This window comes from Pseudomonas sp. PDM26 (assembly GCF_019219185.1).
Lineage (GTDB): Bacteria > Pseudomonadota > Gammaproteobacteria > Pseudomonadales > Pseudomonadaceae > Aquipseudomonas.
In genome coordinates this window covers 124112-146583 of the sequence record NZ_JAHUWC010000016.1, presented here as the reverse complement: position 1 = coordinate 146583, position 22472 = coordinate 124112, and the positions used below count along the sequence as shown (strand labels likewise).

The following is a 22472-nucleotide window of genomic DNA, read 5'->3' as shown; positions in this document are numbered from 1 at the left end:
CTCTGAAGACCTTGATTTTCCGGGGTTCGCATCGAGCACCTGGCCGCTCGTCAGACCGATCCGGGGATTTACGCCATGCTCAGGCCAACGCATTGCGGTATTTTTCCAGGCAATGTTCTTAGTTAAAACAGCGGCTTAGACGCCTATTTCGAATACTGACCGATGCCTGATTACCCCGACTTCACAATTATGGCGAGGGGATATTTGCCAAGCAATTATCAGGTAATTCCTGTACGATGCCTGGCCAAGTTAATTTTCTACAGGTTAATGGCCGCCATGCGTGTAAAAGCATCCACCAGCAAAGCAAAGCCAGCTCCAGCCGTCGAAACCAGCGAATCGATCAACAGCCAGATCGCTGCGTTCCTCAAGTCCGGCGGTGAAATCCAGCAAATTGCCAAAGGCGTCAGCGGCCAGACATTCGGCCCGTCCAAGCAGATCACCCTGGGCAAAAAGTAATTCCCTCGCGTCACCTGGTCCCAAAGCGCTTTGAGCTTCGAAGCGCTTGGACTGGAACCCTCGCTTCTCCCCTGCGACACTCCAAATCAAATCCTGTGAAAATCATCGACCTCGACCTCGACCTCGACCTGATCTACAGCGATTCCCCCCCCTGCGCGGCAGCAGTTGCCAGGCTGAACTGCCAGGCTCAATCTGGGCTCACATGAGAATCAGTCCCCGAAGGCTGGCTTTCGCAAGGATTCGCCCATGTCCCGCTGGTTCAATCACATCGCCGTAGTACTGACCATCGCCCTCACCCTCGGTGGGTGCAGCCGCGTGGGCCTGGCCTACCGCAACCTCGACGTGATCATTCCGTGGACGCTCAGCGACTACCTGGACATGAACGGCGAGCAAAAAAGCTGGCTGAACGAGCGCCTGAAGGAACACCTGAGCTGGCACTGCACCACCCAATTGCCCGGCTACCTCGACTGGCTGGACCGCCTGCAAACCATGATCGCCACCAACCAGGTCACCGATGCCGCCTTGCAGGCCCGCGCCCGCGAAGCCGAACAGGCGATCGCCGAGACCGCTCGGGAAATAACCCCGTCGGCCGTCGAGTTGCTGCAAGGGCTGGATGACAAGCAAGTTAGCGAAATGAACGATGCCTTCGCCAAGGACCAGCGCAAACGCCAGGAGGAATACCTCAAACCCTCCCTCTCCCAGCAGATCAAGGAGCGTGGCGAACGCATGGACAAGCGCCTGAACGACTGGTTAGGGCCTTTGAGCATTTCTCAGCAACAGCGAGTCGCCACCTGGTCCAACGCCTTGGGCGACCAGAACACCCAGTGGATAGCCAACCGTATCCATTGGCAGAAGCAGTTCAGCGCAGCCGTTGCGCAACGCCAGAGTCCACAATTCCCACAACGGATCGAGACACTTCTGGTCAATCGCGAGAGTTTGTGGACACCCGCCTATCGTCAGGCCTTCGCCAACACCGAAGCCCAGGCGCGCTCGCTGTTCGTGGATCTGATGGCTGAAAGCACGCCGGACCAGCGTGAGCGCTTGCTGAAAAAAATCGAGCGGGTAAGGAAGGATTTCAGCGACTTGAGGTGTTTAAAAACGCTGAAACAAAGTTAAGCCCCGCACAACTCCCCTGTGGGCGATCCTATGGTTGAGGTGAAGCCTTCAGCCGGGCTTCTGCTGACGACTGACCGGCGGTATGTCGAATTCCACGCAAGCCAAACGACTAGGCGGTGTAAGTCACCTCCCCGCCCCACGCAGGAGAAAACATCATGAACATTCAGAATCATCCCGTCGTGTCACGGGAAGAATGGCTCGTCGCACGCAAACAGCACCTTGCCCACGAAAAAGCCTTTACCAAGGAAAGGGATAGACTCAGCGCCGAACGCCGCGCCCTGCCCTGGGTGAAAATCGACAAGGACTACCGCTTCCAGGGGCCCAACGGCGAACTGAAACTGGCGGACCTGTTTGGCGGACGCAGTCAATTGGTCATCTACCACTTCATGTTTGGCAAAGGCTGGGACGAAGGTTGCTCTGGCTGCTCGTTCCTCTCCGATCACATCGACGGCGCCAACCAGCACCTGGCCCACCACGACATTGCGGTAGTGGCGGTTTCCCACGCAACGTTCGCTGAATTCCAGGCGTTCAAGCGGCGCATGGGCTGGAAGTTCGACTGGGTGTCGTCAGCAGGTTCTGATTTCAACTACGACTTCGGCGTCAGTGCCCGAGCCGAAGACGTCACCGCCGGAACGGCTACGTACAACTACGAAAAAACCGACGGATCCGAGGAAGAACTCCCCGGCCTCAGCGTGTTTTATCGCAATGACGCCGGGGAAGTTTTCCATACCTACTCCACCTATGCCCGGGGCCTGGACATGCTGGTCGGCGCCTACAACTACCTCGACCTGACGCCCAAGGGCCGCAACGAAGAGGAAATCATGGAGTGGGTGCGGCATCATGACAAATATGAGGAACAGGAGCAGTCGAGCTGCTGTCATGGTGGTTAGCCCCAGGCACCGAGGCGCGGCCTTCGCGGGCAAGCCACGCTCCCACAGGTTTTGTGCCTTACACAAGATATGTGTTCGCACCAGGTCCCTGTGGGAGCGGGCTGGGCGCACATAAAAAAACCGGACATCAGTCCGGTTTTTTTGGGTCACGACAACGACTTACTCAGCAGCCGGCGCTTCCGGCTTGCGGCGCTTGAGCGGGGCCATGCCGTCCTTGCTGACCAGCGAATCGCTCTTCGGCCGGTTGGCGCTCTTGCGCTTGGTCGGGGTCTTGGCGGCGGTTTTCTTCTTTTCGCCCTTGGCGTCGGTCTTTTTCTTCTTCACGCCGACGGCCTTGCCCGAGGCCTTGACCTTTTTCGGTCCGCCGTAGGTGCCTTTGACTTCCTTGATGGTGCGGCGCTCGAAGCTCTGCTTGAGGTAGCGCTCGATGCTCGACATCAGGTTCCAGTCGCCGTGGCAGATCAGCGAGATGGCCAGGCCATCGTTACCGGCGCGACCGGTACGACCGATGCGGTGCACATATTCGTCGCCGCTGCGCGGCATGTCGAAGTTGATCACCAGGTCCAGACCGTCGACATCCAGGCCGCGGGCAGCGACGTCGGTGGCCACGAGGATTTTCACGCCGCCCTGCTTCAAACGGTCGATCGCCAGTTTGCGATCCTTCTGGTCTTTCTCGCCGTGCAGCACGAACGCTTTGTATTCCTGCGCCACCAGGCGACCGTAGATGCGGTCGGCCATGGCCCGGGTGTTGGTGAAGACGATGGCCTTCTGGTAGGTCTCGTTGGCCAGCAGCCAGTTGACGATCTGTTCTTTGTGCTGATTGTGGTCAGCGGTAATGATCTGCTGGCGGGTGGTGTCGTTCAGCTGGCTGACCGCGTTGAGCTGCAAGTGCTCAGGGTTGTTCAGGACCTTGGCGATCATCTCGCGCAGGCCCGAACCACCGGTCGTAGCGGAGAACAGCATGGTCTGCTGACGGTTGGTGCACTCTTCCACCAGACGCTGAACGTCTTCGGCGAAGCCCATGTCGAGCATGCGGTCGGCTTCGTCGAGCACCAGTACTTCAACTTCTTTCAAGTCAAGGTTGCCGGCGTTCAGTTGCTCGATCATCCGGCCCGGCGTACCGATCAGGATGTCCGGCACCTTGCGCAGCATCGCGGCCTGGACTTTGAAGTCTTCGCCGCCGGTGATCAGGCCGGACTTGATGAAGGTGAACTGCGAGAAGCGTTCAACTTCTTTCAGGGTCTGCTGGGCCAGTTCGCGGGTCGGCAGCAGGATCAGGGTCTTGATGCTGACGCGGATTTTCGCCGGGCCGATCAGACGGTTGAGGATGGGCAAAACGAATGCTGCGGTTTTGCCGCTACCGGTTTGCGCCGTCACCCGCAGGTCACGCCCTTGGAGCGCCAGCGGGATGGCCGCGGCTTGCACAGGCGTTGGCTCGACAAATTTCAGCTCGGCCACGGCTTTGAGCAGGCGTTCGTGCAGGGCGAATTGGGAAAACACGGGTGCTACCTCGAAGAAATGCAAAAAAACAGCTGCATAGGGTAACGGTTTCGAGCGCTCAGGCCGAGTTTCTTTATACAAATGGCGGTAAACAGTTGGTTTTTTGTTGCCTGATTTTTCCCGAAACGTAATACAAGGCGTCTTAAATGCTCTAATCCCCCTCTCGCGCCTTACAGAAGAATCGTTTTCGACCATGGATATCAAACAGCTCTGGACCAACGTCCTGGACCTTTGGGGTGCCCTCGACCAGCACCCGCTCGTGCACTCCAGCCTGTCGCTGTTGTTGCTGCTGGCAATTGCGCTGTTCCTCGGACGGGTGGCGCGCTACCTCATTCTGCACGCGACGAAAATGCTCGGCCGCCAGCCGACCTTGCACTGGATCAATGATTTCCTGCAGAACAAGGTGTTCCATCGCCTGGCGCAGATCACGCCTTCGCTGGTGATCCAGTTCGGTCTCAACCTGGTGCCGGACCTGAGCAAGGCCAGTCTGAATTTCCTCGGCAACGTCGCACTGTCCTTCACCTTGCTGTTTCTGCTGCTGTCGGTCAGCGCCCTGCTCAATGCCCTGCTGGACATCTACGCCCGCACCGAGCACGCCCGCACCCGCTCGATCAAAGGCTATGTGCAACTGGCGAAAATGGTGTTGTACGTGTTTGGCGCAATCATCATCGTCGCCACGCTGATCGACCGCTCGCCGCTGTTGCTGCTCTCGGGTCTGGGTGCCATGTCGGCGGTGATTCTGTTGGTCTACAAGGACACGCTGCTGTCGTTCGTCGCCAGCGTGCAGTTGACCAGCAACGACATGCTGCGGGTCGGCGACTGGATCGAGATGCCCCAGGTCGGCGCCGACGGCGATGTAGTGGACATCACGCTGCACACGGTCAAGGTGCAGAACTACGCGTGAGTTGAAGCCCATTTGAACGTATCGTGAGCTCAATAGAAATCCGGACAGCTACTAACGTTAATATCCTGTCGCTCTTGCAGCCTGAACACACCGTCACACTCTCCCGCCTCCCCTTCTCCACGTCTAGTACAGACTATTACCCAAAGACTGTTCCCTCGCACCGAATTCACCTTTCAAAGTGCTATTTCTCAGCGGAGCATGGATAACTTCAGAGAGCTGTGCTTGATCAGCTCTTCTTCTAGGACAGCAGTAACCTTAACTATAGTGGTGGTGCATCTGCAAAATGAAGTCTGCCCAGAAAGTCTCGCGGCACAGCTGAAATGGCAGACGAAACGAATCCATCTCCTTGATCGACCATACGCCGCGCTCATCCCATCAGTCAGACCACATGCGTTGAAACCATTCGGCTCGGCAACTCGCTATCCCGCATCATTCGAGTATGCGTCTCTACTCAAGCCCATTGACGTAATACTGTGACGGCAGAGCCAGAGTGTTTCGTACCTTTTTCACGGTGTGCTGACAGTCCTACGTGATGAAAGGAGAAAACTAACCTAGCCGACGGCTATGACCCGGGAGCAAGCCCCGTGCTCTTTAGGTCAGTAGTGGGCAGCCATCTGCACTGGCGTCGCTCGAACAGTACCGACACAACCGCCATCCAAAAGGCCCGACCTTGAGCGGGAGTTTAGACCGACGTGACATACCGATCAGAAATCCGCAGATTTCAGCATTTTTTTGTCCACTTGGAATTTTTTTTTCGCAGATTTAATACTCAATGACAATTGATGACTAATCATCACCCGAAGAGGCTGATTTGCCATTTTTTAGTAATTGTTGAAAGCGTGAGTCAAAAGTGCCGAACCCACCTACCATAGGGCTTAGAGAACTAGGCACGCCTCATAGGGCACCCTCGCTCCAATCATTTAACAATAATTGACGTAAGCAGTACATGTAAGAAAACGATAAAACTGACATTTAACATCAACAACCACCGAAGCCACTGTCAATATTTGGAATATGATAAACCATAACCACGGCATTCCACGCCCTCCAGCGCACTCCCCACCCCCTACAAGCTGCAAAACAACAACTAAAAACATATTGTCAATTTATGGATAATAAAACCACCAGCAAAGCACCTCTATAAAATACTAGTTGCGAAATTTTAAGCAGCCATTACTATTGCCGGCGTTCGAAATCTCAATCGAGCCCGACCTCTAACTCTTTGACAAATATCCGACTTACAGGCACGACATGTTCACAACAGTGGAATTGAAAAGCCTTACTCCTTTCGCCAAGTGTTATGACGATGCGATAGAGGGGATGATCTCAGTACCCACCCAGCCTCCTATTTTTTACCCTGTAAAATTCGAAGACTCAGATTACATTGAGGGGATGAAGCTTATTCTTCAGCCGGACGGTACTCCATGGGTCGAGGGAAATCTTTTTCTCTTCTGGCGAGCGAAACAACACCCCAAGCTTTCGGATACGACATTAGGTGCTGAAGCAGTCAATCTAAAAGAATTCATGAATGTGATGCACGGGCAAGGTCTAGACCACCTCGATTTCAAAGGTCGCGAATTTGAAAGACCGACATATATTTTCAAGGCCCACTTCAAGCTTGACGTCGCACGCGGTGCGATAGACGCACAAACCGCCAATAACAAAATAAGATCGGTAGTCCGTTACTACAGATGGAAAATGAAATTTCGATTTCTTAGGCCGACCAGACCCCCTTGGAAAGAAAGCATTATCTGGGTCACGCACACCAACCGATTTGGTTTTGCAAGATCTAGAGAAGTAGTCACAACCGACTTAACGCTTGCCAAGAACACAGACGAATCGAGCGACTACATCTATGACGGGGGAAAACTAAGGCCTCTCGACAAGCTACAGCAAAGCGCGATGATAAAGTCGCTTCTTGAGAGTCACAATACTGAAATGCTCTTGGCTTTTCTATTAGCACTTGTTTCAGGAATGCGAATTCAGACGGTACTCACTATCCGCATCGGAGATGTACTCGAAGCGAGCACCTTTGACATGAACACCTACGCAATTAATGCTGGAGAAGACTGTCTTGTAGATACAAAGTATGACAAAAAACAGAAAATTAAAGTGCCCGGCTGGATGCACCATAGGCTTTTCACTTACCTTCTGTCTGAGCGATATCTCGCTCGAAAAGAAAAAGCACTTGAAAGAGAGTCCAGTGAACAATACATATTTCTCAGTAGAACGGGAAAGCCGCTGTACGTGAGCAAACTAGACAAAGAGAAATACAAGAGACACGAAAAAGGCTCAGCAGTTAGAAAATTTATTAAGGACACTTTGTCTCCTCTGCTCAAGTCAAGGGGGCACAACTTTAAATTCAGTTTTCACGACTTAAGGGCCTCCTACGGTATGAATTTGGTCGAAGAGCGCCAAGAACTCCTGGCAGAGGGTGAGATCGGTCTACTGGAGCTGATTGATTTCGTAGCCAAGCGTCTGCACCACTCAAATCCAAAAACCACAATGGGTTATTTGGATTACCGAAGGATCAACAAATTGGTTCACGAAGCTGACGCCCATTTCCAGCGACATATTATCGATCTGCTTGGGAACGAATAACAATGGACAGACCGGTTATTGAAATCCGCATCGACGGCCTGGTCAATAATGCTGACCTCTTAAGGTCAGCGCAGAATATACTCGCAAGCAATCCCATCGAGACAGTAATTATACGATTTAGCCATCGTCACGCATTCGATTTCGGCGCTTGGTGCTTTGCTGCACGGTTCGGTAGTAGGGCGACAAAGAAGGTTGACCTATCAACCCACTTGCCGAGAAGATTAGCAGTGCTAAAGAACATAGCCAGCTACGTAATCACTGAAAGCCTGACTAACAATACTCCTGCTACGGGATATTCCACAATGGCCGATTGGGTGATTATGGCTAACTGGTGTGAGGACAATTATCACCCAAGCTTTCTAGATACGCCCGCACAGTACCATGAAGCCCTTAAGGCCTTCTCCGAGCACTTGAACACCGATCACCGCGAATATTCCACTCGGCGCCGTATGCAGAAAGTTTGCGTGAGATTAGGGGACGAAGGTTTTTTTGATAGCGGGTACATTTTCACAACAAACTTATCGCCTATCAAACGCCCTGGGGATTCAAAAACCTCCTTACCACAAGTTCCCACAGAGGAAGCATTGAAGCATTACCTTCAGGTGTGCGAGCCAATATTTACTGGGCTGACTCAATTCTTGATTACCAATAGTCAATTCCCCTACCAACTTTACTTCAAGGAAGATTCTGCATGGCTTGTTGCTGATCAGCGATATCCATTGATCAGCCAAAAAGCATTGAGTCAAAGTGGAATACGCTCAGCAAACTCCGTTACCTTTGACTACGGCGAAGGAAGAATGAGGACATTGCAGGAATATCTTATACGCACTAAATCATCAGAATCACTAGCCAAAAAATCTTATTACGATGCTGAAAAAGCCTATGTTGTTAGGACTGCAGAAGCGAATGGCTCAGACGGGAACCAGTACCGAATTCGTTTAGGGCGCATAGCGCATGACTCCTTCATTTCGATGTTTGTCGCCGCGACAGGAATCAATGAGTCACCATTACGCGCACTACCTTGGGATGCGAATTTTAAAATCGAATCTGACGAGATTGGCTTCAAAGCCATAAAATTTCGCGCAAACAACAAAACATTCACTGTCAAAGTTAAATCAAGCTTCATTAAGCATTTTCAAAAATACATACAACTTCGTAGTTTTCTTTGCAAAGAGATCGAGCACCCCTACCTATTCATTGGCTTCAATGGAAATAAGATGTCAAATACCCGAATGCTCGATACAAACATATTGAGTCGTCTACATGCTAGTTTGCACCGCTTCGCAGATCCTAACCTACCCCGCTTAAGCTATAAAGCGTTCAGAGATTACAAGGACAATTACATCGCGAAAGCGCACGGGCATGAAGCCTCAAGAAACATCCTGCAGCACAGTGAAAAAACTCAATTACAAAGCTACTTAAAAGCCAACGAGCAAACAGCTGTCGACCAAATCAACAAATTCCACTCAGCAGTTAATGCTTTTTTTGGAGCTCCGCACCCCTGCGCTACACCGCTGGGTGGTTGCGAGATTGAAGGTACACCCGAAGTAATTTCCGATGGCTTGGTCACAGCAACGCCTGACTGCAAAAACAGCGTGGGATGTTTGAATTGCGTCAACTACAAGGCACATGCCAACCGAGAAGATGCATGGAAACTGATCAGCCTTGAATATGTCACCAATCAGATGATTCACTCCAGTGCTGATATTCAACACTTCCATACAACTCACGGCCCCACGCTTCAACGGATCGATAGCATCCTAAGCGGTATGGCTTCTTTTGAGCCGGACATCATAAACACAATTACTGAGTTGCGGAAAGAGGTCTATGAGGATAATAGCCTTACCGATTATTGGAAAAGGCACCTCGAGCGGCTTGTAAAACTCAAGGTAATAATATGAAAGATATGCAAGAAAAGGTCGTACATGACATTCAAGTCACCGACAATTACGTCAAGCCGCCGTTGTCGGCTGCTTACATCGGCATGAACTTAACTGAGCTGCGTGCAGATACCATCATCAGTTATGGCCGCGATGGCCAGCCCATCTATCTAAATGACTCAGAATGGGACTTTCCAACCCTCGCACTTACTCCCATTGATAAGACCTCATTCAACTTTACCACTGTAGAATCGGCAGCACCATTTAATAAGAATAACATTCTTACCAGTCAAATAATTCTGGCAACAGAGATTTTTTCTCTAAGTCGTAGAGGAGAAGCCTTAAGAATAACTAGCATTAGAAATACATTCAAGGCGATTCTTCGCCTAGTCAAAATTGCAGACAAACGCAACATGACGATTCAAGAATTAATCTCGCCTGAAAACCACCCTAAGGATTTCGTCAAAGAGATCCCAATAGAAATCTGCGGAAACTTATCCAAGCTGATTAGTAGTTATCTTATGCTCACTAATAATGCGCTTAGCTTACGTCCACACAAGGCCCTCTTTAAAGAGTTACAGAAGCGTCATCGAGAGAGAGAAAAAAATGGTAAACAGACTCCGGTAATACCAAGTCGCATACTTCACGCTCGTTATCATCATTACAATGACATCATCCTAGATTTCACTGGTTCTGCAGAAAAGCTGCAGGCCTTGGCCGAAGAGCTGTCTTCAGATCCTTATTACGGTCGAGATATATCCAAGGCCAGCAGGCCCAGCAAGGCCAATCATGGCTTCGAGAAGCCTTACCCAAAACCTAACTTCGCGAAAGCGACTCTAGATCACGACCTTGTTGATTATTGCGCCAAAAACAACATCAAGTCAGCTGCGAATTTTAGCTCACACATTGGGCTAGTACAACACTGCGCCAAAAGCCTAGTGCATATTTACACTTTAGTTCGCGACCATGAAGCCAAGCTACTGGAAAACAATTGCGTCCAACCAGCACAGGGCTGGAGTTCGAAAGGGCTCTACATGATGGGCGTATCCACAAAGCTAACCGGCACAGCTAAAGACACAGCCTGGATTGCCAACGAGCTAATCGTTGAGCCAATTGCGGCACTGAAGACTATAAAATCAATAATCTCCCCCTATCTTCCCGATAATTTTGTAGATGGAGACTACTTGCTAATCACACCATCATATTTACCATTTTGCGGAGTAAGACCTGGCAAAACCGTAATCCGAGCAGACACTACTAGATATGAAAAATACCTTCCTCCTATTCTCATCGAGGAGGATGACATACTTCAACTCGAGGCCATTGATCCACTTGCCGACTGGCGCTCAGATCCGAAGTACAAGATCGGTAATCCCTGGAAAATTGCAACGCATCAATTCCGCAGGACGATGGCTGTATTTGGCGCTCAAAGCCAAATCCTAGATATCCCAGAGCTCAAACGGCTCCTCACCCACCTTACTGAAGCAATGAGTGTCTACTACCAACGAGGATGTTCAGCGGGTGGCTATAACATGAAATTGAAGAGCCCTGAGCTTGCTAAGGAAATCAAACAGGCGCTACAGGATTCTCAATGGATTTCTTACCTCAATGAAGTTTTGTACTCAACAGAAAAACTGCATGGCGGACACGGCGACCGAATCATCCCATCGGATAAGACAGGCGACATTGACAGAATTATTTTCCGCCAAACAGCCGAAGAGACCAAGCACAAAGTAAAAAAAGGGCTTCTATCTTGGCAACCAACCCCGATGGGTGGCTGCACAAGCAATAAGCCATGCAATGATCGAGCACATGGTAATTTTGCGAATTGCTTTGGATGTGCCAGTTCGGTTCTCAAGGCTAGCCGCGTTGAATCAGTGATCGAGCATGCTAAGGCCGACCTCATAAGTTTAGATCCTAAATCTTTCGAGTATCGAATGGAAAAACGCAATATCCAAGACTATGAATTCATACTCAGCCATTTGAATTAGAAACCGACATGACATCGAACAACATTAAGGGCGCAGGACTTGAAGAGCTATTTGAGGCGCTCCTTCGTTTGTACAACAACAATCCAGAGCGCTTACCAAAGGGAACGAAAATTACACTTAGCTCAGTTGCACTCGAAGCAGGAAAAGATCCTAGCCTTATCAGAAAAGGGCGCAATATTTATGAAAAACTTATTGAAGACATCAAGCATTATGCTGCGATTCAGAAAGAGAAACTACCGAAAAAATCTTCTGAAATAGCTGCTTTAAAGGGCCGTATTACGCATTACCGTGGTGAATCCGCACGATTTGAAGAGCTATGGAAAGCCGCACTTGGACGAGAGCTCATGCTTTTGGCCCAACTTGATGAGTACGAGCTACGCTGGAAAAAACAGTCGAACATTGTTGACATTTCGGCGGTCACCAAAGACTTGAAGTGATAGCTTCCCTACCCCCCCCTTCAACCCACAAATACTTTCGCGGTCACAAAAGGTTATTCACAATGAAAGGCGTAAAACTCATGAAAGATTTTAGTATCAACAACGGCTTGCTTACTAAGCATTACAAAAGTTATAACTACCTAGCCATGACCGCCTACTACCGAAAATCCGTCATTGGAGACTGTACCAATGCTCGCTTTTCAAGTTCAGCCTCTACAAATCTAGTCGGATGCCAAACTTGCGGATCAGCTACCTGACATGGATTGGCTTTTTATAGACCTAAACTTGGTTCAGGTCAAAAGTATCTGACGAGTTCTACTAGCCGTATATTGCCCACGCCTACTCTGTCGAATGACAACCGGGGTAAGGCGTGTGCGCTTGAGGGTCATAGGCTTGATACAGACCCACACGACGACGAGCATCTGTAATCCACACTTCCATTTCTTCCTTAACCGTGAGCATAGGCACTTCAATGTCCTGAAGGCCCTGAAGAACCTTCAACGTCTCCCAAGCCTCAAAGTCGTGGAATGGGTTAAGCCCCATTACGTTACCGAGACTCTCGTCCACCGGAACCGCAGCGGACGCTATCCGTGCAAACTTTCCTACGGCGACATCAGGCTGCCAATCTGAAATGAACAGCAATAAGGCAGCAAAAGCCAAGAGATACTTGGGATTTTTCAGGCTTGCCAGTGGAGCATAATCTTTTCCCAGTTTGGCGAGCGGGGCATAATTTACATAGATGAATTCAGCGAAGTTTTGTGTCAGACCATAACGCTCAGAGAGCACAGTCGGATCGAAAACTGACTTATCCTGAAAATCAGTGGCCATTTTTTCGATCCTACTTGCCATACCATGAATGAAAACTTTCTTTTCGAATAGCTCCTCCAAGATCGGCTGGTACCGTAGAGAAAGCTCAGCTCTTGCCGCAGCTCTGAAATCGAAGTCTGGAATCCTCAAAACATCATCGCTAAGGACGAAACGTCTCAGCGGACGGCGCGGATTCCAATGGCAGTACCGCTTCAGCGACTCCAACCATCCGGGTAGTTTGGGTTCCAGCGACACCACAAATTGGGACTCCAGCTTCTGTCGAAAAAACCACTCCCGCATAGCTCGAATATCCCGCTGTTCGAATACCTGGAGTGCTATGCCTTTGCAGACGAGCTCGCGAACAGCTCGCGATACGCCGTCCTTGGCGGTAGAGAACAGAACGAGGTTCTCAGGGGTGTGCCCTGCCGGTACATTTCCTGCGAAGTCACAAAAGGGATGATGCCCTGTACCCGCACCGCTTTTTGCAAATCGGAAGTAAGCTTGGCGAACGACCTGCCCGTCTGTTTTTGACCTGCCAGCCCGAACAATCTCGGCACCGTAGCGAAAGCACGACGGGCATTCGAGATCGGTCGCAATGTGGGATTTCCACGCCTCAGGAATGGCCGCAGCTTTGCCCAAGCCAGGCTGCGCTGACTCCTCTGACATGCGAGCCAGGATCTGCTCCACGTCAAGCTCCATACCACGGGACGATGAAAAAGCGGTGATTGGCATATTATGAGTTAACTCGGGGCTGGTGCAGAGGCGCCGTAGCTTGGTCTAGCTTTCGGCCCGGGGTTCATGACTGTGAGCCGCGCAGACAGGATCAAGCTAATGGTCGCGGGCGCTCGTTTTAGGCCGAGTAGCATCCGTACATGTGCCTGTTTTTCCAAGAGCCCATAGCCGTAACTTAAGCGAAGGTTAGTCAGGTGCTCAGCACAAATTGTTTCTAATACGCTCGCGGTTGCTGGGCAGCACTCATTCAATTGCTAACGTCATTCGCGGTAAATGCAGCTATAGAAAAGGGGCAAATGACTACTTTGCCAACCATTCTCCGTAGGCATCGATATCAATCATGGGCACTGTGCCGCTGAATTGGAGCTGCGCTATCAGCTTGAACAGGAACGCCGTTGCAGGCTTATTCTCACTTTCAAAATTGAACGTATTGCCGCTCGCGTCATAGAAAAAATGACCATGGGAAGCGACGCAACCGAGATCCAGTCTTCCGTCAGCCATATCTACTTTGAGAGCCTTTTCGAATGACGGCCCCAACGCCGGGCTCCAGTCACTCTCGAAGGTCAACAGACCGCCCAGGATCGGAATGAGGGGTTTAGCTGGGTAGACACCGCCCGCATGAGGTATTGGCAAGCTGGTACGCTGAAGCTTGCGGACACTCGCAACCTTTCGTTGGGCATAGGCGACGAGGTCTGCCGAAGCAGTCTGCTTCGCTTCGAAAACAGCATATACGCTTTCCGCCGGCACAATGATGTGCTCATCAAATTTGAAGATGAATGGGGAATACTGCCGGTCAAAAACCACCACATCTATCTGATCGCTGAAGCTACCTAAACTGTCCACCACAAATGCGTTGGCTGCTTGGTAACGCTTGGGAAGATACGTATTTAGCATCTCGATCCATACGCCCTCGCTCGCGTCACCCTTTGCGCCAGGATGTGCGAACGCCTTGCGCGCCGTTCCCAAACGGAGCTGGATATCATCATGCAAGGATGCAAGCAGTGTTGATAGTGACCATGCTGACATATTGCCTCCGAAACACAGGACAAGCCCGAGCAGCAACTTTGGGGCTTGCTCGAACTAGGTAGTTAGCGATCTTGAAAAGCGGGTGTAGGTGACATTGCTTTGGCTGTCAGCAATGCCTTCCTGGCATCCACTGCAGTGTGCGGGTAGGCCGAAAGCACAATGGCAGGGATCAGTCGCTGGTTTATGTCGGAGAATGTAAAACCTGGCGCATCAGCTGCTCGCGGGCCGGTCAGCTTAACAAGCTCATCAATCGCCTGAACGCCCAACCCGATGCCTTGCAACTTTGTCGTCAGCAGATATCGCCTCTGGTTCTCGTCAGGACGGCCAAATGTCAAAACTTCCGCCGCGCGCCGTTGGACTGCAGGGTCGAGAGCTTTTAGGCGGTTTGTGCACATCAGCACAGCTGCCGGCAGCTTCTGGTTAGCAATACGATCGATGCCGCGAATTAAGGCGTTTACCCCCGCGCGATCCTCATGGTGCATCTGAGAGTTTTCTCGGGATTGAGCCAAAGCGTCAGCCTCGTCAATGAGCAACAGCACCGCACCCCGAGCCTTACCACTGCGATTCTGGAGCTTTTCAGCAGCCTCGATTGTGTAGTCGAAGGCAGCCGAGACCAGTTGAGTCATTTCGCCCACTCGTCCCTGACCCCGGGTCGCTAGACTCAATGGATACAGCGTGATATCGATGCCTTCTTGCCGAGCGACAGCGTCCCCGATCGTCTCCGCCAATTCAGTCTTCCCTGATCCGACATCCCCAGCCAGTACAGCAAGAGGTGGTCGGCGCATTACGGTATCGACTGCAGCCCGAGCTTGCGGGTGATATTTCTCCGCCCACTCCTGTAAGCCAAAAGGGTTGACCAGTAAGCCCAATACCTTGGCGAGCCGATCCTTCTGATCATCAAGACCCACAAGCCGCGCCAGCCGCTCCTGTGGTTCAAAGTCAGGGAAGGACACACGCCGCTCAAACAGTTCGTCCAGAGACGGTTTCACGTTCATCAGTAGCTCCTTACGCTTGCGCGATTGAGGGCGCGACCGCCCGCTGAGTAGGTTTTGTCGTTGTCGAGATAACCGCTGATGCCGGGTTCCGATGCGCTGCCGCGCGCAAATGGCAAGTCTTTCAGCGCGTTCTCCGTATCTGCAGACGAAGCGTTGTGGTATTTCGAGCTGTAAGTCAGGTAGCTATAGAAAGACGCGCCGGATACGTCCCGCCCCTGCCGAACACGCCCTGGGTCATCGTCAGAGCCCGATCCAATCAGGTCGCCCGCGGTATATCTCAGCGTCGGTTCGATCCAATCGTCGCCACGTTTAAAGCCGTACGTCACCTCCCCTAGATACCCTGCCTTGAGCAGAACAATCAGCTCAGCCTCGTATTGCTCGATCGAGACATCGCTGGGTTTGCCATAGAAGCGCTGCATACGGCGCAAATCCGTTGCAACCTTGGCTGCCATGTGGCGGGCATGGGTGACGGTAAAAGTCTGCGACTCAGCAACCGTAAAACTGTAGGAAGACATAGTGTGATCACCCCTGAAAAGAAGAACCGAAGACCTTCTGCCAATAGCCCACCGTCAGCTGTTTAGTCGGCGCGTAGAATGCGGCGTCGATAGCGTCACCTGCGTCCATTGCCGCGTCGATGATTGCGTCTACATTGCGCTGATTGTACAAACGGGCCACGTTGTTATCGGAGTTAACCGGGTCGATGATCTGAACCAGATCGGTCAAAGGGCCGACCTTGGAGGCAGGGTAGTTGTCCTCAAAGACGATGCGCTCGCGGAGCTCGCTGGTGACCAGATAGGTAAAGAACGCCTGCAAGGCTTCAGGATAATTGGAGAAGTTCACGCCGTTGTCGCTCAGCTTGGCAAGGATCAACTCGATCATGAAGGATTTGAACCTGAAGTCCTGACGCTCCTGCTTCATCAGGCGTGCCCAATATTTGGCGAGTCGAACAACCTGAGCGAAATGCGTCGGGGACACCCGTTTTCGCGCATTCGCGAACTCAAGGTGCAACGGAATACTGGTTTCCAGGAAAGACCCATCCTCCTGGCTAACCAGGTTACCCCGCCACTGCGGTAGGCCGGAGTACAAGACCGGTACGAGATCGACATCCAGGCCAGACCCTTTGAACGACACGGTTACCGAGTACGTCTGAGGCTGGACTTGATCCGCGCTGAAATTCGGGAACGCCTTACGCAGTCGTTCCGCCAGGTAATCCAGAAGAGCGCGGGTGTCGTGTGGTGCATCGGAACCACTGATGTAAACCGCAACGTCGATATCATTCAGCGAGCGCAGAGCGGTGCCCTTGGCCAAGCTGCCCGACACCATCATGCGCTTGAGCGAAAAATCAGGATGATCCGATAGATAACCTTCCAGCTTGTCCTGCAGGCGCCCGGCCTGCTCCCGGTACTCCTTGGCCTTTTCTTTGGGCAGGTTCACCCGCTCTTCCGCAAATAGGACTATATCCTTGTGATCGACGTGTTCTTTCGACATCTCATCCCCCCTGGGAGATCTGTGGGACTAAAGGCCGGGCGAGGAGCTCAGAGGCCACGTCGTCGAGCCAAACAAAAAGTTCGGAGTAGCGAACTTTGTGACAAACTGCTCCCGCCTAGCGTCTTTGTCAAACGATTTGTTCGGAATCGTGGTACATTTTTCACCATTATTGGAGGAGATAGGACATGACTACCCATCTCGGCGAGAAACTCCGCGATCTGCGCAAGCAGCGCGGATTGACCTTGGAAAAGCTCGCGGACATGGCGGGGTTGAGCAAGAGCTACCTATGGGAGCTTGAGAATCGGGAATCTCAACGCCCTTCTGCTGAAAAGCTCACCGCGTTGGCAGATGTTTTGGGAGTAGGAACTGCTTACTTTTTCGAGGATGATCTGAGGGAGCCTGAAGAGAAACATCTCGATGAGGCTTTCTTTCGTGGATACAAGAATCTTGAACCAGATGCCAAGGCGCAGCTGAGAAAGATTTTGGATACCTTCAAAAAGGATTTTTGACGATGCCTGAGCCTGAGATATGGACACCACAGAAAGCTGCAATTCGACTGACCAAGATTTGTGATTTTTTCAGCCAGGCTCATGCGGTTCCGCGCTTTCCCATAGATGTGACAAAGCTTGCCTTGGGTACAGCAGAGGTCTTTAAGTGGCCTGACCCAATCGCCAAGGTGGATTCCGTCGATATCAAGGGATTTGATGGAGCCCTGTTCGCCAACGAGGCGAGAAGCCGATGGATGTTGCTCTACAACACTGGGCTGACATCGCCGGGTCGAATCCGCTTTACCCAGGCTCATGAACTCGGTCACTACATTCTGCACCGCTTAAAGCGCGATGAATTCAAATGCAGCAGTGATGACATGCTGTCTTGGGAAGACAAGAACATCGAAGCCGAGGCTGATTTGTTCGCCTCCTTCCTGCTCATGCCGCTTAACGATTTCCGTAATCAGCTCACCACGAGCGTCAACTTCGAGGTGTTGGGTCACTGTGCAGATCGGTATGGCGTCTCGCTGACGGCTGCAACATTGAAGTGGATTCAGTGCACTGATGAGAGCGCGGTGCTCATCTTGTCTCGCGATGGTTTCATGAAATGGGCATTCTCCAGTGCTGCAGCTCATAGAAACGGCGCCTTTTTCCGCACGCGCAGAGGCGCTGTGGAGATTCCAGCAGGTTCGCTGGCAGCGTCTTTAACCATTACGCAGGAGCGCCTAGGAGTGGAGCTTCCGGCATCGCTGTGGTTTCCACACGCCGATCGAAGTGCCGGCGTTCGCGAGATGAAGATTCAGTCCGAAAAATATGAGTACACGATTACTCTACTGTGCCTTGCGCGTAATGCATCGGTATGGCCGCCCTTTGATCAGAGCGAAAATGAAAGTGGTGATTGGCGCGATGATCGATAGCTAAAAAGCACCCACGTAGAGCGCTCGACTTTGAAAGCAACTTTGCTTGCAACTAAACATCGCGCTTCTCGCACCGGGGGAACTGACTCGAGCTCAGAATGAATTGAACACAACCTCCCCTCTCACCGCCCACGAAGTCTGCCAGATGCTGACGGACGTCGCACTCGGTAAACGCATCATGACGCGAAGCTCCACGCAGTCCTGGAGCGAGATTTATCACGGCCTCATACCCGTGGAGATTGATGGATGGCTACTCACACTCTTCAATGATTGTGACACCCTGGACTACTGCGAGTACTGCAGGTCGCCTGACGGCCGAGTCGGTACACTTGAACTCTGGCAGCGCGACGGAGCCGATCCTGTCGAGCTATTGAGCGCCTGGAAGCGAGAACAGCTTGAGCGACTGCTCGCTGGGCTCTGAGCATGCATGCAAAACGGCAGGTGAATTTTTGGCCACTTCAGTCATCTCGAAAGCTGCTACCAAAAATGTTGCTATGGCATCATTTTCATCACAGCGGTTGCCGCTTAGGCTTGGTAGGCTGACCAGGATTTTTAACCTGCAATCCGGGTAACTGCCGATCTGCGATGCAGACACTAATATAAACAGCCCTGCCCTCACCAACTGCTCAATGTACTAATTGAATAGCTAATGCCTGGCTTCCGAATAGGAGTAACAAATTGCTGAACCGTCCCGACAAAGACGCGCTCCGTGCAATGCTGGAATCGCAAGTTCAAGAAAAACTACAGCACGACCCAGATGCGGTGACGACCTATGCCGCCCAACATGTACCTGACCGAAAACCGTACACCAGCAAACCCACGGTTCAGGACAAGGCATTTCACAAAGAGCTCCAGCAGATGCGTGCAGACGCCGAAGCTGGAGTGATACATACGCCTAAGCGTGAGCCGGAGAACGAAGACGCTCCGAGCCTTAAGCTTGATGATTATCCGGATCTGTAAAAAATGTCGCCGAGAACCTTTCCCCAAGCCCTGCTATCTAGAAAACATACATTGACACGAAATCTGGTCGCTTAATCAGAGATGGGACAGTTATCCGCTACAGATGAGGGCAGTCATAGAGGCATTTGCGGCTGTTGAAACTGCTGAAACCGCAGAGACCGCAGAGACCGCTGAGCCGGCAGAATCTTAAAGGATGGCCTGCCAGCCGGTTTCAAAACCTTTTCAACAGCTGGTTCATTTTCCTGGTGGCCGACCTAGCCCCATTGATTTTGAGCTTCCCTCGACAAGCTGATTGATCTGGTTCGATCAGATTTAGCGCTTCGCCGGCGGCTTTAAGGCAAGCATGAGCAGGGCGTTGAGGTCAGAATTGTCCAAGCCCGAGTAACGACAGCTGCCCGCTCCGGGGCAGTACTGGTAAACAGCATGTTCCCAGTCAGAGTGAGTCGGTTGAATCCCCTGATCCCTTAAGGACTGGATGTGTCGTTTGATGGCAGCCAACTGACCGGCTGAAGGCTCATGCGGCCCCAAACCGAACTTTATCTTCAAGCTGTGGGCGAGTTTCTGATCTTCTGTCATTTGCATAACGTCTTCCAGGATGCGGGCAGTTGTGAGCGGGTGCCGATGATGGCTCTCGACGAGGGCTGCCTGACTTGAAGTCGAAGTCCTCGTTTAAAGCGTCCAGAACCTCTAAAACTGCTGGCTTTACGGTTGTTGGGTTTTGGACTGATGGTCGGTCTGAACACTGGATTGGATGCCAGGCGACGTGTATCCCTCAGGAGGATTGAAAAAATACACGACGAAGAATATGACGACAGCTCCACCTGCGATAACGGAGAAGAGCTGCCCAAATGAGGAAATCCGGAACTTCATCTTCATGAAGCCAGGCACACCGGTAATAACCAAAGACAGAGCTAGGGCAAAAATTCCGCGAAAAATAAAACCTTGAAAGGTTGTGGGGCTAGGGACGAACAACGCAACCGCCCCCACTGCGAGCAACAGAACGGCTCCGATCCCTACGCAGAGTGGAATTTGCCAAGCAGGAAGTGTTTCTCGGTTTTGATGTGCTGCCACGGTAAATCCTTTTGTGGGTAGTTTGGCTTTCTTGAAAGCCTTGAACAGTTTTTTGAACTCGTCCCTGGTGCAATATTCTTTCACCATCCTTTGCATGCTCGCCAGCGCATGTGGATCTGGCTCAACAGCAACATTAGGCAAGTAGCTCGAATGAACCCTCAAGACCGCAATGTGGGTGAGATAAGTGTTGAGGGTAGAGTGGCAGGTTTCAGCAAAGTTGGTGACCCAGCGCCCCGTATCGTGTGCGCCCAGAAGATCGCTATCAGCCACGAAGCTTTCCACAGAATTGAAGTAAGCGTTGCCCAGCCGCTGGCACTCCAATAGCTCTGTGAGAGTAAACCGACGCCCGTCCTCGGTATAGGCCACTGCCAGAGGTCGCAGGTACGCGTAATAAGCCTCTTTCAGCTCCTTTGCCACTTTTTCGGCATCAACGACCGATTGCTCGTTGGTCATTTGGTCTTCGGTTGCTGAGCGGCCATCAGCAGCAATGCGTTGAGGTCGGAGTTGTCGATCCCTTCGAGCGACCAGCTTTTGCGCCATTCCGACGCCTCTTTGACGATCTCAGCCAAGGCCTTTTTGGTCTTAGGATTTCTCTCCCGGATGAGCCGAAGGACTTCGGTCATTTCAGGGTCACCAGGCTGCCATTCGGGAATTTCCAACTCTTCCCGAATCATTGTTTTTAGCTGTTCAAAATCCATGTCGATGTCCTGTCGGAAGTGGTCAGCCCCTAAGGGGAATCGCCCATGATAACGATCTGCCAGTATTTGTGTCGAGCCGCTCACAACCCTTCGCACACCTCTATCTCTGGCGTTCTGGGCCGGAGTGCTACTGCAATCTCGGAACGACTTCTCTGCCTATCACCACTACGGATGATGCTGTCTGGCTGCCGGGGCGTTTCACTTGGTCGGTGGCTTGGGGCTCACTAGGCTGATCGGATGTCGCTCGGGCTGCTACTGGCCATCCAACGTCGTTCACGCCCTACTTGTACTGCCCCGAAGCCTGGGCAGAAGCCAAAAGTAAGCTGACGCGCAAAAGGCGCCCGGCATCGGCCCATCCCCACCATCAAAATCCCCGCCCCTTCTCGCGACTATCGAGATTTGTGCGGCTCAGCACGCATCAACACGGGCTTTCAGGGATTTACCTTGCCCTTGGCTCACGTCATTATGGCTAAAAGAGGGCTCGCTGCTTGAGCCACCAGAGCGGTTACGGATAACGAGATCTGTCATGGCTGAGCAGTTTCACTACCCCCACGATATCTTCGAGCTTTTGGTGGAGACCATCCCGCGCCTGGTCAAAGCAAAGAAAGATGTCATCTTGTTCTTCGAAGGTGCGGGTGTAGCCGAAAGCGACTGGTCGGAGATACGCAGAACCCTTGCCACCGCTCCCAAGTCCATTAGCAAATTTGACATAGCTCGTGACGTGCTGACTCGGCTGAACAGGCGCGGGGACAGCGGTCTTGCACCCCGCCGAGAAATCATCAAGAGGGTTACTCAGTTCGAGAGTTTCGAATCCTGCTGGGAAAACGAGCGCCTTAAAGCCAAAGGGTTGGTGGCGAGCGTTCGCGAAGTCGTCAATGCGAAAGATGCGTTTACGCGCATGAAGCAGGAGCGAGACTCGGAACGCGAGCAGACGCAAGCCCGGCATCGCGAAGAGCAGCAGCAGGCCGTTCAAAAGCGCAACGAGATCGACGATATCAAGGCTCGGCTCTTCAGCCTGTTCAGTCTGAACGACAAGCCTCAAGAACGTGGAAAGCTCTTGGAGAGTGTACTCAACGATCTCTTCCGCGCTTATGGCATACATGTTCGTGAGAATTTCGTCCGTAAGCCTGCGGACAGTGCAACAGTCCTGGAGCAAATCGACGGAGTGATCGAACTGGGAAGTGCCGTGCACCTGGTGGAAATGAAATGGCTGAAGGATCCTGTTGGGGTAGCTGAGTTCGGCCCACACCTGGTCAGGATCATGGGCCGAGCGAACGCCTCCGGAATCTTCATTTCAAACAGTGGGTTCACTCAGCCCGCTATCACGCAATGCGCTGAGTTCCTGAACTTCAGAACGACATTTCTGTGTTCGCTGGAGGAAATCGTCATGCTTCTGCAGCGCCAAGGTGACCTCGTGGACTTCCTGAAGACAAAGTCCCAGGCCGCAATCATCAACAAGCAGCCATTTTTGAAGATCCTCAACTGAGCCCCCTCCGCCGCCGAACTGCCAAGAAT

Annotated in this window: 20 protein-coding genes and 1 pseudogene; 12 read left to right on the top strand and 9 right to left on the bottom strand. The window is 51.9% G+C overall.

The window, feature by feature from the left end:
* The first annotated feature begins 267 nt into the window (after positions 1–267).
* The 3 genes from KW849_RS26820 to KW849_RS26810 all read left to right on the top strand — a co-directional run bounded on the left by KW849_RS26820 (position 268) and on the right by KW849_RS26810 (position 2462).
* Positions 268–456 carry a hypothetical protein gene (locus tag KW849_RS26820; RefSeq protein ID WP_015096330.1) on the top strand — a complete coding sequence of 63 codons (189 nt, stop codon included), beginning with the start codon at positions 268–270 and terminating at the stop codon, positions 454–456.
* A 246-nt stretch (positions 457–702) separates the two neighbouring features.
* Positions 703–1572 carry a DUF6279 family lipoprotein gene (locus tag KW849_RS26815; protein WP_218432360.1) on the top strand — a complete coding sequence of 290 codons (870 nt, stop codon included), beginning with the start codon at positions 703–705 and terminating at the stop codon, positions 1570–1572.
* Between the two features lie 155 nt (positions 1573–1727).
* Entirely contained in the window at positions 1728–2462 is a 735-nt protein-coding gene (locus tag KW849_RS26810; RefSeq protein ID WP_218432359.1) for a thioredoxin family protein, read from the top strand.
* Positions 2463–2621: 159 nt separating this feature from the next.
* Here the strand turns inward: KW849_RS26810 and KW849_RS26805 are convergent, their stop codons facing one another.
* Positions 2622–3962, bottom strand: a complete 1341-nt coding sequence (locus KW849_RS26805; protein ID WP_218432358.1) for a DEAD/DEAH box helicase — start codon at positions 3960–3962, stop codon at positions 2622–2624.
* Positions 3963–4155: 193 nt separating this feature from the next.
* On the opposite strand from KW849_RS26805, the pseudogene KW849_RS26800 reads away from it, so the two are divergent.
* The 5 genes and pseudogenes from KW849_RS26800 to KW849_RS26780 all read left to right on the top strand — a co-directional run.
* Positions 4156–4860, top strand: a pseudogene (locus KW849_RS26800) (mechanosensitive ion channel domain-containing protein); the annotation flags it as partial.
* A 1257-nt stretch (positions 4861–6117) separates the two neighbouring features.
* Positions 6118–7467 carry a site-specific integrase gene (locus KW849_RS26795; RefSeq protein ID WP_218432357.1) on the top strand — a complete coding sequence of 450 codons (1350 nt, stop codon included), beginning with the start codon at positions 6118–6120 and terminating at the stop codon, positions 7465–7467.
* A 2-nt stretch (positions 7468–7469) separates the two neighbouring features.
* A complete protein-coding gene (locus tag KW849_RS26790) occupies positions 7470–9368 on the top strand; it encodes a hypothetical protein (RefSeq protein ID WP_218432347.1) in 1899 nt (632 codons plus the stop codon).
* The gene (locus KW849_RS26785; RefSeq protein ID WP_218432345.1) at positions 9365–11338 is read left to right on the top strand and encodes a hypothetical protein; all 1974 of its coding nucleotides are present in this window, start codon (positions 9365–9367) and stop codon (positions 11336–11338) included. Before KW849_RS26790 ends, KW849_RS26785 begins: the two co-directional genes overlap by 4 nt.
* Before the next feature lie 8 nt (positions 11339–11346).
* Positions 11347–11775 carry a hypothetical protein gene (locus KW849_RS26780; RefSeq protein WP_218432343.1) on the top strand — a complete coding sequence of 143 codons (429 nt, stop codon included), beginning with the start codon at positions 11347–11349 and terminating at the stop codon, positions 11773–11775.
* 339 nt (positions 11776–12114) lie between these two features.
* On the opposite strand, the gene KW849_RS26775 is transcribed toward KW849_RS26780, so the two are convergent.
* The 5 genes from KW849_RS26775 to KW849_RS26755 form a co-directional block, all read right to left on the bottom strand.
* Positions 12115–13269 (bottom strand): hypothetical protein, encoded by a 1155-nt coding sequence (locus KW849_RS26775; RefSeq protein WP_218432342.1) that lies wholly within the window; start codon positions 13267–13269, stop codon positions 12115–12117.
* A 345-nt stretch (positions 13270–13614) separates the two neighbouring features.
* A complete protein-coding gene (nucC, locus tag KW849_RS26770; protein ID WP_218432341.1) occupies positions 13615–14340 on the bottom strand; it encodes a DUF6602 domain-containing protein in 726 nt (241 codons plus the stop codon).
* Between the two features lie 62 nt (positions 14341–14402).
* Entirely contained in the window at positions 14403–15335 is a 933-nt protein-coding gene (locus KW849_RS26765) for an AAA family ATPase (RefSeq protein ID WP_218432340.1), read from the bottom strand.
* Complete coding sequence (locus KW849_RS26760; RefSeq protein WP_218432339.1) at positions 15335–15850, bottom strand: hypothetical protein; 516 nt, start codon at positions 15848–15850, stop codon at positions 15335–15337. Before KW849_RS26760 ends, KW849_RS26765 begins: the two co-directional genes overlap by 1 nt.
* A 7-nt stretch (positions 15851–15857) precedes the next feature.
* Positions 15858–16823 (bottom strand): CBASS oligonucleotide cyclase, encoded by a 966-nt coding sequence (locus tag KW849_RS26755; protein ID WP_218432338.1) that lies wholly within the window; start codon positions 16821–16823, stop codon positions 15858–15860.
* A 185-nt stretch (positions 16824–17008) separates the two neighbouring features.
* Between KW849_RS26755 and KW849_RS26750 the strand changes: the two genes are divergently transcribed.
* The 3 genes from KW849_RS26750 to KW849_RS26740 all read left to right on the top strand — a co-directional run bounded on the left by KW849_RS26750 (position 17009) and on the right by KW849_RS26740 (position 19188).
* Entirely contained in the window at positions 17009–17332 is a 324-nt protein-coding gene (locus KW849_RS26750) for a helix-turn-helix domain-containing protein (RefSeq protein WP_218432337.1), read from the top strand.
* 2 nt (positions 17333–17334) lie between these two features.
* On the top strand, positions 17335–18228 hold the full coding sequence (locus KW849_RS26745) for an ImmA/IrrE family metallo-endopeptidase (RefSeq protein WP_218432336.1): 894 nt from the start codon (positions 17335–17337) through the stop codon (positions 18226–18228).
* A 678-nt stretch (positions 18229–18906) separates the two neighbouring features.
* The gene (locus tag KW849_RS26740) at positions 18907–19188 is read left to right on the top strand and encodes a hypothetical protein (protein WP_218432335.1); all 282 of its coding nucleotides are present in this window, start codon (positions 18907–18909) and stop codon (positions 19186–19188) included.
* Between the two features lie 312 nt (positions 19189–19500).
* Here the strand turns inward: KW849_RS26740 and KW849_RS26735 are convergent, their stop codons facing one another.
* The 3 genes from KW849_RS26735 to KW849_RS26725 form a co-directional block, all read right to left on the bottom strand.
* Complete coding sequence (locus KW849_RS26735; protein WP_256357386.1) at positions 19501–19770, bottom strand: hypothetical protein; 270 nt, start codon at positions 19768–19770, stop codon at positions 19501–19503.
* 120 nt (positions 19771–19890) lie between these two features.
* Positions 19891–20712 carry a hypothetical protein gene (locus KW849_RS26730; RefSeq protein ID WP_218432334.1) on the bottom strand — a complete coding sequence of 274 codons (822 nt, stop codon included), beginning with the start codon at positions 20710–20712 and terminating at the stop codon, positions 19891–19893.
* The gene (locus tag KW849_RS26725; protein ID WP_218432332.1) at positions 20709–20957 is read right to left on the bottom strand and encodes a hypothetical protein; all 249 of its coding nucleotides are present in this window, start codon (positions 20955–20957) and stop codon (positions 20709–20711) included. Before KW849_RS26725 ends, KW849_RS26730 begins: the two co-directional genes overlap by 4 nt.
* Before the next feature lie 526 nt (positions 20958–21483).
* Between KW849_RS26725 and KW849_RS26720 the strand changes: the two genes are divergently transcribed.
* Positions 21484–22443 (top strand): restriction endonuclease, encoded by a 960-nt coding sequence (locus KW849_RS26720; protein WP_218432331.1) that lies wholly within the window; start codon positions 21484–21486, stop codon positions 22441–22443.
* Positions 22444–22472: the final 29 nt, after the last annotated feature.

Excerpts from the sequence above, each read along its gene's own strand:
- KW849_RS26820 (WP_015096330.1), top strand. The coding sequence starts at position 268 with ATGGCCGCCATGCGTGTAAAAGCATCCACCAGCAAAGCAAAGCCAGCT.
- KW849_RS26815 (WP_218432360.1), top strand. The coding sequence starts at position 703 with ATGTCCCGCTGGTTCAATCACATCGCCGTAGTACTGACCATCGCCCTC.
- KW849_RS26810 (WP_218432359.1), top strand. The coding sequence starts at position 1,728 with ATGAACATTCAGAATCATCCCGTCGTGTCACGGGAAGAATGGCTCGTC.
- KW849_RS26795 (WP_218432357.1), top strand. The coding sequence starts at position 6,118 with ATGTTCACAACAGTGGAATTGAAAAGCCTTACTCCTTTCGCCAAGTGT.
- KW849_RS26790 (WP_218432347.1), top strand. The coding sequence starts at position 7,470 with ATGGACAGACCGGTTATTGAAATCCGCATCGACGGCCTGGTCAATAAT.
- KW849_RS26785 (WP_218432345.1), top strand. The coding sequence starts at position 9,365 with ATGAAAGATATGCAAGAAAAGGTCGTACATGACATTCAAGTCACCGAC.
- KW849_RS26780 (WP_218432343.1), top strand. The coding sequence starts at position 11,347 with ATGACATCGAACAACATTAAGGGCGCAGGACTTGAAGAGCTATTTGAG.
- nucC (WP_218432341.1), bottom strand. The coding sequence starts at position 14,340 with ATGTCAGCATGGTCACTATCAACACTGCTTGCATCCTTGCATGATGAT.
- KW849_RS26765 (WP_218432340.1), bottom strand. The coding sequence starts at position 15,335 with ATGAACGTGAAACCGTCTCTGGACGAACTGTTTGAGCGGCGTGTGTCC.
- KW849_RS26760 (WP_218432339.1), bottom strand. The coding sequence starts at position 15,850 with ATGTCTTCCTACAGTTTTACGGTTGCTGAGTCGCAGACTTTTACCGTC.
- KW849_RS26755 (WP_218432338.1), bottom strand. The coding sequence starts at position 16,823 with ATGTCGAAAGAACACGTCGATCACAAGGATATAGTCCTATTTGCGGAA.
- KW849_RS26750 (WP_218432337.1), top strand. The coding sequence starts at position 17,009 with ATGACTACCCATCTCGGCGAGAAACTCCGCGATCTGCGCAAGCAGCGC.
- KW849_RS26745 (WP_218432336.1), top strand. The coding sequence starts at position 17,335 with ATGCCTGAGCCTGAGATATGGACACCACAGAAAGCTGCAATTCGACTG.
- KW849_RS26735 (WP_256357386.1), bottom strand. The coding sequence starts at position 19,770 with ATGCAAATGACAGAAGATCAGAAACTCGCCCACAGCTTGAAGATAAAG.
- KW849_RS26730 (WP_218432334.1), bottom strand. The coding sequence starts at position 20,712 with ATGACCAACGAGCAATCGGTCGTTGATGCCGAAAAAGTGGCAAAGGAG.
- KW849_RS26725 (WP_218432332.1), bottom strand. The coding sequence starts at position 20,957 with ATGGATTTTGAACAGCTAAAAACAATGATTCGGGAAGAGTTGGAAATT.
- KW849_RS26720 (WP_218432331.1), top strand. The coding sequence starts at position 21,484 with ATGGCTGAGCAGTTTCACTACCCCCACGATATCTTCGAGCTTTTGGTG.